The sequence below is a fragment of the Absiella sp. AM09-50 genome (assembly GCF_003433845.1).
Taxonomy (GTDB): Bacteria; Bacillota_I; Bacilli_A; order Erysipelotrichales; family Erysipelotrichaceae; genus Hoskinsella; species Hoskinsella hominis.
Genome location: NZ_QVFI01000009.1, coordinates 52,786 through 66,642, shown reverse-complemented (window position 1 = coordinate 66,642; position 13,857 = coordinate 52,786). Strand labels below are relative to the sequence as shown.

The following is a 13,857-nucleotide window of genomic DNA, read 5'->3' as shown; positions in this document are numbered from 1 at the left end:
TATGAAACCGCATATTGCGATAATTGGTTCATGTACCACCGATGTCATTATAGAAATTCCCCACCTGCCTGAAAAGGAAGAAGATATTCATATCCGCACACAAACATTTGCCCTTGGCGGTTGTGCCGGTAACGCTGCCTGTATGTTGGATCTGTTTCATGTAGATTATCATTTATGCACACCCATTGGTACTGGAATCTATGCTGATTTTGTACGAAAACAACTAAAAAAACGTCACCAGACTCCCTTTTTCCCAGATAGTGAAGAAGAAAACGGCTGCTGCTATTGTTTTGTAGAGGATGATGAGGAACGCAGTTTTTTAGCCTTGCATGGTGCGGAATACCATTTTCAAAAGCAGTGGTTTGATCAGCTGGCACAGGAAGAAATCGATACAGTTTATATCTGTGGTTTGGAAATTGAAGAAGAAAGTGGTATATATATCATCGATTATTTAAAAGCACATCCTGATATCAAAATATATTTTGCCTGTGGTCCCCGCATTATGCATATTGAACAGGAAAAATTAGATACTTTGTTTTCCTTATCCTGTATCTTACACTTAAATAAGCAGGAGGCACTTGCCTTATCTGGAAAGGACAACATAGAAGATGCCGCAAAAGCTTTATATGCGAAAACGCATCAAAGTGTGATTATTACCCTTGGTAAAGATGGATCCTATCTATATGAAAACGCACATGGCATCTATTTACCTGTACAGGCAAAGACCCCAGTAGATACGATTGGTGCCGGAGATGGTCACATAGGCAGTATCATTGCCCTAACTTCTCTTGGCTATGATCTACCAAGTGCCATTCAAATCGCTAATCATATCAGTGGGGCAATCATTTCCAAAAAAGGCGCCTGTTTAACAAGTGATGAATTTGATGCCTGTATGAAAGAACTATCCCTGTTTCAATTCTGTTCGATAAACATATAGAAATCCAAAACCAAAGCATGCCAGTAAAAGTGTGCTTAAGATCCATAAAGATGGATCTTCTTTTTTTTCTTCTATCCTTTGAGGATTTAAACAGATCTGTAAGATATAAGTACGATCATAATTTCCCTGAGTGATGGAAAACTGCGTTGAAGTGTTCCCTTTGCTTAATGTATACGTGGCAAGTGGCAGATGCTTCATTTGACAATATCCTTTTTTATCACTGGTATAACTTTTTTGGAAATGATCAGATGTCAGTGTAAAGGTTGTATCCGCCATCGGCTTTTTTTCATCATTCAGCAATTGTATGGTAACATCTCCACATAATCTTTGATTGATGACATCTTTTAATACCATTGCTTTGCCTTCCTCATAAGAAAAACTTATATCTTCCTTATATATGTCATATCCATCCATGGTTGTTTTCTGTTTTAGATGATATACACCTGTTTCTAAATCCATCACTTTGACATTTCCCTGTTCATCACTTGTAATATCTTCTTTTATACAGATATCCTCCTGGTACAAAGAAAAAACAGCACCTCTTACTGGCAGATGATCATTTGTATATACATGAAAGCTCACATCGATATTCGCACTATGTATGGGCATGATCAGATAAAAGAAACAACACAACATCATAAAAAGCTTTATTTTCATAACCTCACCCCCTTTTCATTATATGAATGACAATAAAAAATATTGTCATCTATAGGCAGATGTATCATTGCTTATTTTCATTGCCCCATATACTGTAAGGAAAGGGGGATCATGATGAATAACACGTTTGGTCCATTACAAGTTGGTAATGTTGGCATTGCGGTCAATAAAATGCAGGGATATTTGAATATCATGCAAGGAAGAGGTTTTACTAAAACACGTGTCAAAGAAGATGGCAAATACGGTGTTGATACCGCAGATGCTGTAAGAGAATGGCAGGCATATGCCAATCTACCCATCAATGGCAAGATTGGCTTAGATACATGGAACAGTATTGTTAATCAACTTCGTGAGCTTGGCATCATCACCAATATTCCAGTATATTCTCGTTCCTATTATTTAACACAGGGCAATCAGGGACTGGATGTATTTAAAATGCAGGAATATTTAAATGAAATTGCCGCAAAAAATAATTGTTTACGTCCGATTCCATTAGATGGAACCTTTGGTCCAAGAACAACAACGATGGTTCAGCAGTATCAGTATTTATATGATCTGACGATTGATGGTGTGATTGGAAAGAATACATGGGATTCTATTATTAACGAAAGAAACGCTTTATAAGTGGAAAGTCTGTGAAACAATCACAGACTTTTTTCGTAAGTTATGCTATAATAAAAGTAATATATAGAAGCAAGAGGTGTCATTATGGATTTACAGGAATTAGATCAACAAATAGAACAATTGGATGTTAAGGAAAGCGTTTCACAACTTTATGAAGAATTTATAACGCAGCCTTCCTTTCAAAACGCCATCATAGAAAAACTTCATGCATTGATGAAACAGATGAAAGAGCCAATCGATACGCAAAGCTATGTACATATTCAGTATATGGAAGGATGTCACTATGAAGCAAACGGCAATAAAAACGCTGCACGTTATTGTGCAATGCGTATATTGCATGTCAAAGAATGCCTGATGCATCCAAAATATAAACGATCCTCCATGATTGTTTATGAACCATATGCTATAGAGGGTGAAGAAGCAGCTTTTATGATGCGCTATACAGATTTTATTCAAGGGGTATATCAAAGTATTAATAAAAAACTGCTGTTGATTTCTTTTGGCATATCTACCGTTTTATTTGTGGTGATTGCCTTATTGTTTAAAGTAAATCCTATGATTGCAGTAGTAGAAGCATTATTGATTGGATTGATCAATTATCTGCTTCAGAAAAGAAAAATGCCACAAATGTTTCAAAAGAACCAGACAGATGCCAGTGGGAAGTACATTGACAATGATTTAGAAGAGTTTGAAACAAGATTCCGTTATTGATGTAACGATCAAGGAGGGATGACTGTATGGGACCTTGCAGGGAGAATGAATTGACAGAAAAAATCAAGATGCTGGAAAAAGAACTTGATTACTACAAGAATTACGACGCTTTAACAAACATCTACAGTAAACAATCGTTTTATGAACATGTCGGAGATATTTTAAAACAGGCATCCCCTTCACAATATGAATTGATTTGTGCAGATATTGAACATTTCAAATTGATCAATGATGTATATGGTACAGATTTAGGCGATATTTTATTGAACCGGATTTCCATAAAACTGCAGGAAGCTTTTGGAAAAGAAGCCTGTTATGGAAGAATCGGTGCTGATATTTTCGCTATCTGTTTACCACGGGTACAAGGTGGAGATAAAGCCGCAGAAACAATCAATGAAATCTTTCACTCATTTTCAAAGGATATGGAAGTAATCCCAAGTATTGGTATCTATGATATCAAAGTATTGGATATTCCCGTATCATTGATGTGTGATCGGGCTATCCTTGCCGCAAAATCAGTCAAAGGCATTTATATGAAATACTATGCCTATTATGACAACAGCATGCGCAATGTTTTATTAGAGGAGCAAGAACTGATCAATGGCATTGATAAATCTTTAGAGAATGGTGAATTTGAGATATATTTTCAACCAAAGTGTAATATGAACACCAATAAGATCACCGGTGCCGAGGTACTGGTACGCTGGAATCATCCACAAAAAGGAATGATTTCCCCGAAAGATTTTATTCCTGTCTTTGAGAAAAATGGATTCATCAAAAAACTGGATCAGTTTGTTTGGGAAGAAAGTGCCAAATGGCTGCATAAACATGCAAAAGAACATAAAATCTTACCAATTTCCGTGAATATCAGTCGCATTGATATCTTTGGATTAGATGTACAGGATATCTTTCAAAATCTAGTCAAACGCTATGAACTGGATCCATCATGGATGCAGCTGGAAATCACAGAAAGTGCATATTCTAGTAGAAGCGATGAAATCATCTTTGTGATCAACCGCTTAATGAATCATGGATTTACTGTATTAATGGATGATTTTGGCAGTGGCTATTCTTCTTTGAATATTTTAAAAGATATCAATATAGATGTTTTAAAGATGGACATGCGTTTTCTTGATAAACAGGACCGTAAAAGTCAGGATATCATAGAATCTGTTATTCGTATGGCAAAATGGCTGAATTTAAAAATCATTGCGGAAGGTGTAGAAAGCAAGGAACAAGTAGATTTTCTTTTGAAAATCGGCTGTTTGTATGCACAGGGTTTTTATTATTATAAACCTATGCCCATGGATGCCTTTGAAAAATTGCTGGAAAACCGCGATTTGGTAGATTTTGAAGATAATAAAATGATGCTTGCCAACGATATCTCCTTAATTAAGTTAAAGGATCTTTTTCATGATGATATCGTATCTGAAATTTTACTTAATAATATATTAGGCGCTGTGGCGATTTATCGCTTTGATGGTAACAATGTATATGTCCAAAAAGCCAATGAAGCATATTATAAGCTGCATAAGTTTTCTATGCATAATAAAAATATTCTGGAAGTCATGCATCCAGATGATCAGCAGTTGTTCATGGATGCCTTAAAACATTCTTTAAATCAAAGGGATTCTGGCACAGATACGACTGTGCGCTATTTATATAATGAACAGATTTTGTGGCTTCACGTTCGCCTGTTCTTCTTATCTGATACAGCAAATGGAAAAATTCTTTATGCTTCCATCAATGATGTCAGTGCATATATGAATACTTTAGAAGAACTGCAAATGTGTGAACAGAGTTTTCGTATTGCTATGGATACGGATAAAATCACAATATTTGAACTGGATATCGCCAGTCATATGGTCACATATTCTAAACAGACACAACGTGCCTTTGGCCTTCATGATTGTGCTATGCCCGCTCCTGAAGGATTCATTAACCATGGTACAGTCTGCAAAGGCTATGAAGAGATCTTTGCCAAAACATATGAAAAAATATATAAAGGTGAAGAACACGCGTCCTGTGTCATCAAGGCGCGTATGGCAGACAAGAACATCGTATGGAATCGAATCACGATGACCGCTATTAAAAACAAGAGTGGAAAATCCATTAAAGCGGTTGGTGTCGTGGAACAGGTGGATTATTAAAAGCTTTTTGATTCATCACGTAACATAAATGATTTATGGACATATCGCATAAAATCGATACATGTAAATCTTTAAGATTCACAGGCATCCGCCTTGAGTTCATCGCAAGATTTCCATATACTAAATATCGAATGCATATGTCATACAATACAAAAAAAGATAAGCAGGTGAAGATTATGAAGCAAAAACTGAAGTCGGCCATTACACTATGCCTTGTTGCCATCATTATGATTTCTATGTGTCCTTTCGTTCATGCCCAACAACAAAAAGTGATCCGTGTCGGCTGGCCAATACAAAAGGGGTTAACAGAAAAAACAGAGGGTGGGTATAGTGGATATACCTATGATTATTTAAAAGAACTTGCCCAATACACTGGCTGGACATATGAGTTTGTCACAGTGGATGGCGATATAGATGAACAGTTGTCAAAGCTGTTGCAAATGCTGGAAAAAGGCGAAATCGATTTGATGGGTGCCATGTCCAATAATGAACAATCTGAAAAACTATATGACTTTCCAAGTGAGAATTATGGTAATGCCTATAGTGTATTAGCGGTAAATAAAAAGGAAGCAGAAATTGATGAATTTAACATTTCTGATCACAAATCCATTAAAGTTGCACTGTTGAAAAAAGCAACGAATCGAAATGACTTGTTTTTTCAGTATGCCGATTTGAATGGCATCAATTATGAAATCGTATGGTGTGATGATGACGTTGATCAGGCAGAAAAAGTCAATGCACAAAAAGCCGATGCTTTATTGACTGTTAACTTATCCATTCCTGATGATATGCGCTCCATTATCAAGTTCTCCCCTGTTCCCTTCTACTTTGCGACAACCAAGGGCAATACGGAAGTAGTCAGTGAATTAAATCAAGCGATTACCTACATCAGTGAAGTGTATCCAACATTACAATCTGATTTATACAATCGTTATTTCAATAAACAAGATGGAGATATCTATCTGAACAGTAAGGAACAGGCTTATATTGAAGAACATCCAAAATTAAAAGTGCTTGTCCATGATGGCTTTGGGCCGATTGAATATCTGGATAAAAACAATAAAATACATGGAGTAGCTTATGACATTCTCAATGATATCACAGAGAATATCGGCGGCAGTCTAGAATATGTCTATGCGAAATCTTATGAAGATTATCTGGATAAAATAAATAAACATGAAGTTGATCTGGTACTTTCCGTTGATTATGAATATGATTACGCTTTAAAAGATACGTTACTATTATCGACCCCTTATCTTGAAACAGAAAAAGTCATGGTTGTAAATGAAGATGTGAATGTACAGGACTTAGATAATAAAATACAGGCGATTTATAAAGGTGAAAAAAACAATAATGATCCTAAACAGGCAGTTTATTTTGATTCAATTGAAGAAACATTAAATGCAGTAGAATCTGGCACCTGTGATTTTGCCTATTCCAACAGTTATGCGGCTTCCTATTATCAATATCGCAATCACTATGAACACACCATTATTTATCCAAAAACCATCAATGATACCGTTCGCTACAGTATTGGGATTGCAAATAAGAATGATAAAATACTTTCTACGATTATCAATAAAGGTATTCGTTCTATTGAACCTAATAGACTGGAAAAATATCTATATCAAAATGCTCAGCAAAACCATGAATTTATGTTGTCACAGTTCTTTAAAGAGAATCCTCTCTTCGTGGCAATGTTTGTTATTTCTTTCTGTGCCTTTATCTTTATTGTTTTATTCCTGTATTATAAAAACAAGATTCGACTTGGCAAACAATTGGAATTAGAAAATACCCGCTATCGCTATTTGTCTGATATGATGCGAGAAGTAACATTTACTTATAACTATATCCAAGATGAAATCACACTTTCCAAGGAAGGTCAGATCTTATTTGAAACAGATGAAACCATACAGCCATTCTCAAAATATCACTATAAAGTAAAGGTAAACAATGGAAAAGACTCCATCTATCAACTGCTTATGAGAAAAGAAGATATAGATGAAGAAATGAAATTATACTTCCCTCATCAGGATCCCCAATGGTATCATATCATCACAAAAGTGATTTATGACCAGAACAAACCAGTATCCATCATCGGACGTTTCCAGAATATCCATGATCAAAAATTAGAAAAAGATAAGTTGTTGGAAACTAGTCGTATCGATGGTCTAACAAAGGTATTAAATTCTAATACATTCAAAAAAGATATTTCTGATTTACTGGAAGCAAGTGATGAACAATATGCATTTGCCATTATTGATATTGATGATTTCAAAAATGTAAACGATACGTATGGTCATTATGAAGGTGATCAGGTATTGATTACTGTCGCAAATGCAATGAAAGAGATTTTCCAGGAAAATGCCTTTATCGGGCGTCTTGGCGGAGATGAGTTTAGTGTATTCTTAAAATATGAAACCAGAGAACGTCTGGAGGAATTAATAAAAATGTTATTCCAGGAATTAGCTTATCTCAACAAGAGCGCAAAAACACCAATTCCAACCTTAAGTATTGGCGTTTCTATCCGTCATAAAGAGGATAACCTAAGAACTCTTTATCAAAGAGCGGATTCCCTGCTTTATGAAGTAAAAAATGATGGAAAGAATAATTATAGAATTGAAGCTTAAAGGATTGTCAGCAAACAATCCTTTTTGTTTGATCCTGATATGAAAAAGAACCCATTACAATAGATTTGTAATAAGTCCTTATCGTTATTTACTGACTTGTTCTTTTGATACTTCCCCATTGCCGCTTACGTTTACGATAAGATATAAAAGAGAAGATTCTAACAAATGATAGATAAAAGCGAAAGAATATTGCCTCAAAAATACATGCTATTATTGCTTTTATAAGATCTGTAAAGTGCAGATGCATATGACTGGTATAAATACGTTGTAGAAACGCTGTCAACGTTAAAATACTTCCATAAAATGCATATAACAGGAAGAAAAATATCATAAATTTGACGTTGATCAATCCTGTATAAGAAGCTAAAAGTATCGTAAATATACCAAAAACTTCAATCACTGGTGATAACAGCTCATAAAACAAATAATACATATAAGAAATCAGACTGACAAAGCCAAAGCGCAGATTTACAAACATTGCTCGGTATTTTAACATACATTGAAAAAGCCCTAAATGCCAGCGTCGCCTTTGTTTGCCTACATCTCTTAAGTTATGCGGTGCCTGTGACCAGCAGATTGCATTGGATTCATAACACATTTTATAAGAAAGCTGATTATTCCTACAAAACACATGTAATTTCACAGCTAATTCCATATCTTCACCTAAAGTATCATGATCATATCCTCCAGCAGCAATTACGATATCTTTCTTAAATAAGCCAAAAGCTCCAGAAATAATCAGATTACCATTATACTCATTCATCAAAATACGTGATGCAAGAAAGGACCGGTCGTATTCTACAACCTGCATACTTAAAATGATATTCCAAGGCATGTGATAATCTTTAACACGTCCCTGTTCCATCTTTACACATTGTGCAATTCTAATAAGCCCCGCGACTGCAATGACATCCTCCTGTTCCAGTACCGGCTGCATAATTTTCTCTAAGGAATCCTTTTGCAGCATACTGTCCGCATCCATACAAACAAAATACGGAAATTCACTAGCATTGATACCCATATTTAAAGCATCGCCTTTACCGCCGTTTTCTTTTTTGATCAATGTTAGTTTTATATTTCCAATATGCTTTTCATATACCGCTTTTACAGGTGCACAAGACAGCCTTTTATGAATCGGCCGATCCACCTGCCTTAAATCATAGGCCTGGATCAATTCTTCTGAAGTATGATCTGTAGAACCATCATCAACCACAATGATTTCATATAATCGATAATCCAGTTCCAACAATGATTTTATAGAAGAAACAATTGTCACTTCCTCATTATATGCAGGAACCAGGATAGATACAGGTAGATAATATTTATGTTTAACTTCATTTCGTATCTTGCTCATACGATTTTTACGATATAATCTAGTACCGCCAATCAATACAGATAAAAACAGATAAGATGCATATCCAATCATATACAAGATATAAAATACACCAACAGCATCTAAGAAATGTTGGATTGCGATCATCAGATACCACCATCCTTTTCCTGCATGGTATAAAACAGCATATCCTTTGCGTAAGGATCATTCCCTTGTAAGATTTCCTCTATATCTATTTGATTTGCCATTTTTAATAAACTTGCTGCGGCATTCTTCCTAACATACCAGTTAGAACTGGATAATGCTTTCTTTAACACAGTTTTTGTTTCTAAGGATTGATATATATCCAAAGTTGTACATGCGACGATACAGCACTCAATTTCATAAGTACCCTTTGCACATTCTAAAATCACTGGATATGCACCCAAATGAACATATTTTCGATAATAACGAAGTATTGCCAGACGTACCTCAAGATTTGAAGAACTGTCTTTTAATACAGGATAAAATTCATCTCCAAAATTAGGAGAAACATAGCGAATATAATCAATGATTGCTGCCATCATTTCCGGTTTCCAATCATCATAATGCTGCCATAAGCGTCTTGCCAGTTCTTCATGATTTCCCTGAAACTTCAATAATCCATCACTGATTAGTTTTCCATGGTGAAATTCCCGCTGTTCACTGATAATGGAAAATGCTGCTTCTATTCCCATGATATCACCTAAACGATAAAGTGCTGATAAAGTATTTTCACGACAATAGATTGTAGAGCCATCCAAATAAGGCAGCAGCATCTTCGCAAGTCGTAATGTTTCTTTATTAATATCCTCATATAAATCAGCAATTACCCAGCAGAAATATGCCTGTTCCATTTCATTATGTTTTAAATATTCAATGGATAATTCCTTAAACATAGGAATCATTTTATACAAATAAGTATTTAACAAAGGCTCTTTTTTAAATCGGATACAGGCATCATGAAATGCAATTAAATACTGATTTTTCTTCAGATTGCGCTGCATCATTGCCGCATGCAGCTCATCAATTTCTCCGCCTAGATATAACTGCATTAGCTGAAAATACATTTGCCTTGCATAATTATCCGTATCAAAACGCTGCTTCTTGCTCATAAGCCAATCAAAAACTGCATATGCGATATGATACAAAATCAAAGAAAGACAAATGAATATATATACACCAATCAGGGTTGTAATATTCCATCCGATCATGGCTGTTTCCTCCATGCTTCTTTTACAATATCATAAGATTGTTTCTTTCGCTCATGCGTTTCTGCTTTGTTCCATCGTTTTAATGTGACATCTTGCATTGGAATTTGTTTATCATTGATGGTCCCTAGCCCAACATATAGCTTAGATATTGTTTTCGTTTCTACACCATAATGCTCATAATAGTCTTGATGAATTTCCAGATTGGCAGGATTAGAAAAATTTAGCAATTGCCAAGGTATACGAATTTCTATACCATCTTTTCCAATCATAAAGTCACTTAAAGAATAATAGTCCTTAGATTCTGGGTTGCCATTTCCATATATTAGTTTTCCTGTTTCTTTTACTTCTGAATATACTGGTTTAGAATTCGTCACATTTTCTCGTATTTTCATTTTCTTTTGAATCATATTGATTGCCACAAATGCTGAATCATCTTTTTTAGGAGGATAAATAAATGGATCTTCCCCATCGATCATACTCAAAAAATTTTCACGAAGTGACTCATAGCGGCTCTGTACAAGCATCTGCGCCTTTATACCTTCTAGTTCTAAAATAAAATCCGCAGGTCTTTCAAATGTTGTTTCATGATCCTTCCATATTCTACTACCGCTTTCTGAAGTAATATCTATTGGAAGTATTAAATGATCAGATAATTTATCTTGGTTGCCATGAATAAAGAAATAGATTCCTTGTTCATCCTGCTTCATAGATAATTTTAATCCATCGTTGATATAAACAACATCATCTTCCTCCCATTCTTCATGAATGCCATCGATATATACCTTACGTTTTTCTTTTCCAGGATCAAATGCCAGTAATCCATATCCATGATTCATAGATTGAATATCATCCCAATAAATTGATTCATCCACATTGACTGCATAATTGGTATTCCATGTACGATTGCCCCATTCATCCTGCCAATGATGAATGATTGCGCCAGCACAGCCACTTTCCATAAAATCATCATAGGTTTCCATTAATGCCTTTCCCTGTGCCTTTTCATCTAGTGATTCTTTTGTATCACTTCCACGGGCACTGGAAAATCCATAATTACTAATTAATACTGGTACATCATAATAAGCATTTAATAAATCCACATAACCATTCAGGTAATGGGATGGATTCATCTGTGAAATTTCATTCTTTAATGTTTTCTTTGTATCTTCAGAAAAATATGTCATGAAATCACTTGGAACTTCAAACATATGATAAGACGCAATAATACCAGACTTCAAAGCATCTGTTGGCAGAATATGTGAAACATCAATTTGAACTGTTTTAGATAACTGTCCAGCATAAAATCCATCATATGCGAATGGGTCATTACCTGGATCATTAATAAAACTAATCAAAGATTGTCTGCCATATTTTTCACCTTCATACCGTAATCCATCATCCATCAAAGACGCTAACAGCGCCTCAAATGCATTAGCATCTTTATCTGTTTTTACATAAGTACCAGAAAATTGTGTAGTATTATGATTATGATTGGTATATGCAACTGTGTTATTATTCCAAGAATCACCAATTTGATATCCTAAAACCCATGAAGATATATCTTTTCGATAGGTACCCAACCCACGCCCACGATTCAATAAAATATTTTTCTTTCCATGAACGATATCAATTGCACTTCGTAAGTCCTGTTTCAGGATATCATAAAATTCTGAATCATATGCATCAAATGGTGTATTGTTTCCATAATCACTTACTCGCACGCCTTGAAACAGATAGAGCGGTTGATCTTTATGACCCTGATTAAATTCATACAGTGCATTATAAAAGTCATCATCCATTAATGTAGAAACATGAATTGTATTAGCACCCATTTCATGAATATCTTTCATCCATCGCATATAATCTGCTTGATCTGCCGCATAATCAGAAAAACGATAATTTGGCATTGACGCTGACATTTGCACACCTTTTACTTGAAATAACTCTCCATTGACATAAATCTGATTATCTTTCGTTATCACATTAGAGTTTATTTCATCTATTTCATATACATGAAAAATCAAGCCTGATTGATATTGTACATATTGGTAAATGACAATGCCTGCCACGAGGATAAACACTGCCCATAAATATTTTTTCATAGCCTCATCCTCACTTTAATAATGAATCTTTATTTTTAGAATCATGACAATACTGATACAATGTATCAATATGTTCATCCAGCCATGTTCCTCGTTCATGGATATATGTTTTCATTTGCACAACCGCTTCTTCCCAGCTTTTCACATTTCTTTCATCAGGTGAAAGCTTTTCAGTTTTAGGCAATAAAGATGCATCAAAACTATATCCCCATACTTCAAAATTTTTATCAATTTCTGTTCCTAAAAAAGCACATACTTCATCAATATAAGAATATAAATAAGCTTCATCTAATACATTTTTGCGTAATTGTTCATAGCGATGGATTACTTTATTCACAAAATCTTCATCTTTTAAAAGCATGCGATACCAATACAAATCATGAAACTGCATCGTATCCGTTGGCTGCTTTAGAAAGAAATTATCCATGGCATTATTAAAATCCCATACTGGTCCCATTGTCAGCTTTCCTTTTCCATCCTTATAAAGATATGTTGATCTTCTGCCAAAATCACTGATTCCAAAAAATTCCATAAAGACATACATATCCACAAAGCTGTCAACATCAATATACGCACGATATCCATTTTGCTGATCCATAAAATCGTATGAATACAATGCTTTTTCAAATCGAGAGATATCATCCTCAATATATGTTTTCCATTCATCTTTTAAATTTTTCGTACCAGGATAAACTACCCCAAAACGAGTATTCGTATCCTGTGTCATAAAGGTATAATAACCAAAGGTGTCTAATGCTTTTTGATTTTTAGAATCACTATCCATACGGATAATATAACTGATATATAAATCATCATCACTATTCTTTTTGATATTGACACGCTGTTCACCACGTCGGATACTTTCCATCATCAAATATAGTCCCTGATAATTACCATCTACATATAAACGGCAAAAACGTACATCTGGTGTAAATGGCATTACCTGACCGATCACATTCATACAAAGATAATTACGCATCAATGTTTTATCTAAGAATGGTCCATGCAATACCCATTCACTTTCTTTTCCCATGCCCATAACATCCAAATCGTGATCTCCATCGTCTTGTACAAAACGGAGTAGATATCCTTTCTTTGAAAACAAACGTGAAGAATGTCCACGATAACGTACAAGCGATTTTGTGACCTGAGTTGGTTTGTTATTTATACGATTGATCATCGTTTCATCGTCATAAATGGACACTTCCATTTCACTCATCTTTTCTCCCAATTCATTTACCGTGTACCCACTCACATTTCCCTCTTGGTCAATAACTGGCTCTCCAGGAATCTTCTTTCCCTGTGTATCAATAGAAACAATAGGTAAGCGGGTAGCTTCATCATCCATGGGTTGTGCACTTGTAATCATACGATGTTGATGAACACGTGCAAATAATGCTTTTTGATCTAGTGAGGTAAACATGAACGATACAAATAATGCTCCTACCACAACCAAGATACAAATCACCTTATTCTTCATA

At 35.0% G+C, this 13,857-nt stretch carries 10 protein-coding genes; 5 read left to right on the top strand and 5 right to left on the bottom strand.

The window, feature by feature from the left end; genetic code table 11:
- Window position 1: 1 nt before the first annotated feature.
- Window positions 2-937 carry a carbohydrate kinase family protein gene (locus DW114_RS09700; RefSeq protein WP_117453549.1) on the top strand — a complete coding sequence of 312 codons (936 nt, stop codon included), beginning with the start codon at window positions 2-4 and terminating at the stop codon, window positions 935-937.
- On the opposite strand, the gene DW114_RS09695 is transcribed toward DW114_RS09700, so the two are convergent.
- Complete coding sequence (locus DW114_RS09695; RefSeq protein ID WP_117453548.1) at window positions 902-1,594, bottom strand: MSCRAMM family protein; 693 nt, start codon at window positions 1,592-1,594, stop codon at window positions 902-904. The two genes, DW114_RS09700 and DW114_RS09695, sit on opposite strands and share 36 nt — an antisense overlap.
- Window positions 1,595-1,708: 114 nt before the next feature.
- On the opposite strand from DW114_RS09695, the gene DW114_RS09690 reads away from it, so the two are divergent.
- From DW114_RS09690 to DW114_RS09675, 4 genes are all read left to right on the top strand, one after another.
- A complete protein-coding gene (locus tag DW114_RS09690) occupies window positions 1,709-2,218 on the top strand; it encodes a peptidoglycan-binding domain-containing protein (RefSeq protein ID WP_233509588.1) in 510 nt (169 codons plus the stop codon).
- 84 nt (window positions 2,219-2,302) lie between these two features.
- A complete protein-coding gene (locus DW114_RS09685) occupies window positions 2,303-2,929 on the top strand; it encodes a phage holin family protein (RefSeq protein ID WP_117453546.1) in 627 nt (208 codons plus the stop codon).
- Window positions 2,930-2,955: 26 nt separating this feature from the next.
- Window positions 2,956-5,079, top strand: coding sequence for an EAL domain-containing protein (locus DW114_RS09680; RefSeq protein WP_117453545.1), 2,124 nt, complete (start codon window positions 2,956-2,958; stop codon window positions 5,077-5,079).
- Between the two features lie 176 nt (window positions 5,080-5,255).
- Window positions 5,256-7,709 carry a GGDEF domain-containing protein gene (locus DW114_RS09675; protein WP_117453544.1) on the top strand — a complete coding sequence of 818 codons (2,454 nt, stop codon included), beginning with the start codon at window positions 5,256-5,258 and terminating at the stop codon, window positions 7,707-7,709.
- An 88-nt stretch (window positions 7,710-7,797) separates the two neighbouring features.
- On the opposite strand, the gene DW114_RS09670 is transcribed toward DW114_RS09675, so the two are convergent.
- Genes DW114_RS09670 through DW114_RS09655 form a run of 4 tightly spaced genes read right to left on the bottom strand, consistent with a single transcriptional unit; the run spans window position 7,798 to window position 13,856 of the window.
- Window positions 7,798-9,189 carry a glycosyltransferase family 2 protein gene (locus DW114_RS09670; RefSeq protein WP_117453543.1) on the bottom strand — a complete coding sequence of 464 codons (1,392 nt, stop codon included), beginning with the start codon at window positions 9,187-9,189 and terminating at the stop codon, window positions 7,798-7,800.
- The gene (locus tag DW114_RS09665; RefSeq protein WP_117453542.1) at window positions 9,189-10,274 is read right to left on the bottom strand and encodes a hypothetical protein; all 1,086 of its coding nucleotides are present in this window, start codon (window positions 10,272-10,274) and stop codon (window positions 9,189-9,191) included. The genes DW114_RS09670 and DW114_RS09665 overlap by 1 nt, the downstream gene beginning before the upstream one ends.
- Window positions 10,271-12,376, bottom strand: a complete 2,106-nt coding sequence (locus tag DW114_RS09660; RefSeq protein ID WP_117453541.1) for a hypothetical protein — start codon at window positions 12,374-12,376, stop codon at window positions 10,271-10,273. Before DW114_RS09660 ends, DW114_RS09665 begins: the two co-directional genes overlap by 4 nt.
- A gap of 10 nt (window positions 12,377-12,386) precedes the next feature.
- Window positions 12,387-13,856 (bottom strand): CotH kinase family protein, encoded by a 1,470-nt coding sequence (locus DW114_RS09655; RefSeq protein WP_117453540.1) that lies wholly within the window; start codon window positions 13,854-13,856, stop codon window positions 12,387-12,389.
- Window position 13,857 lies beyond the last annotated feature (1 nt).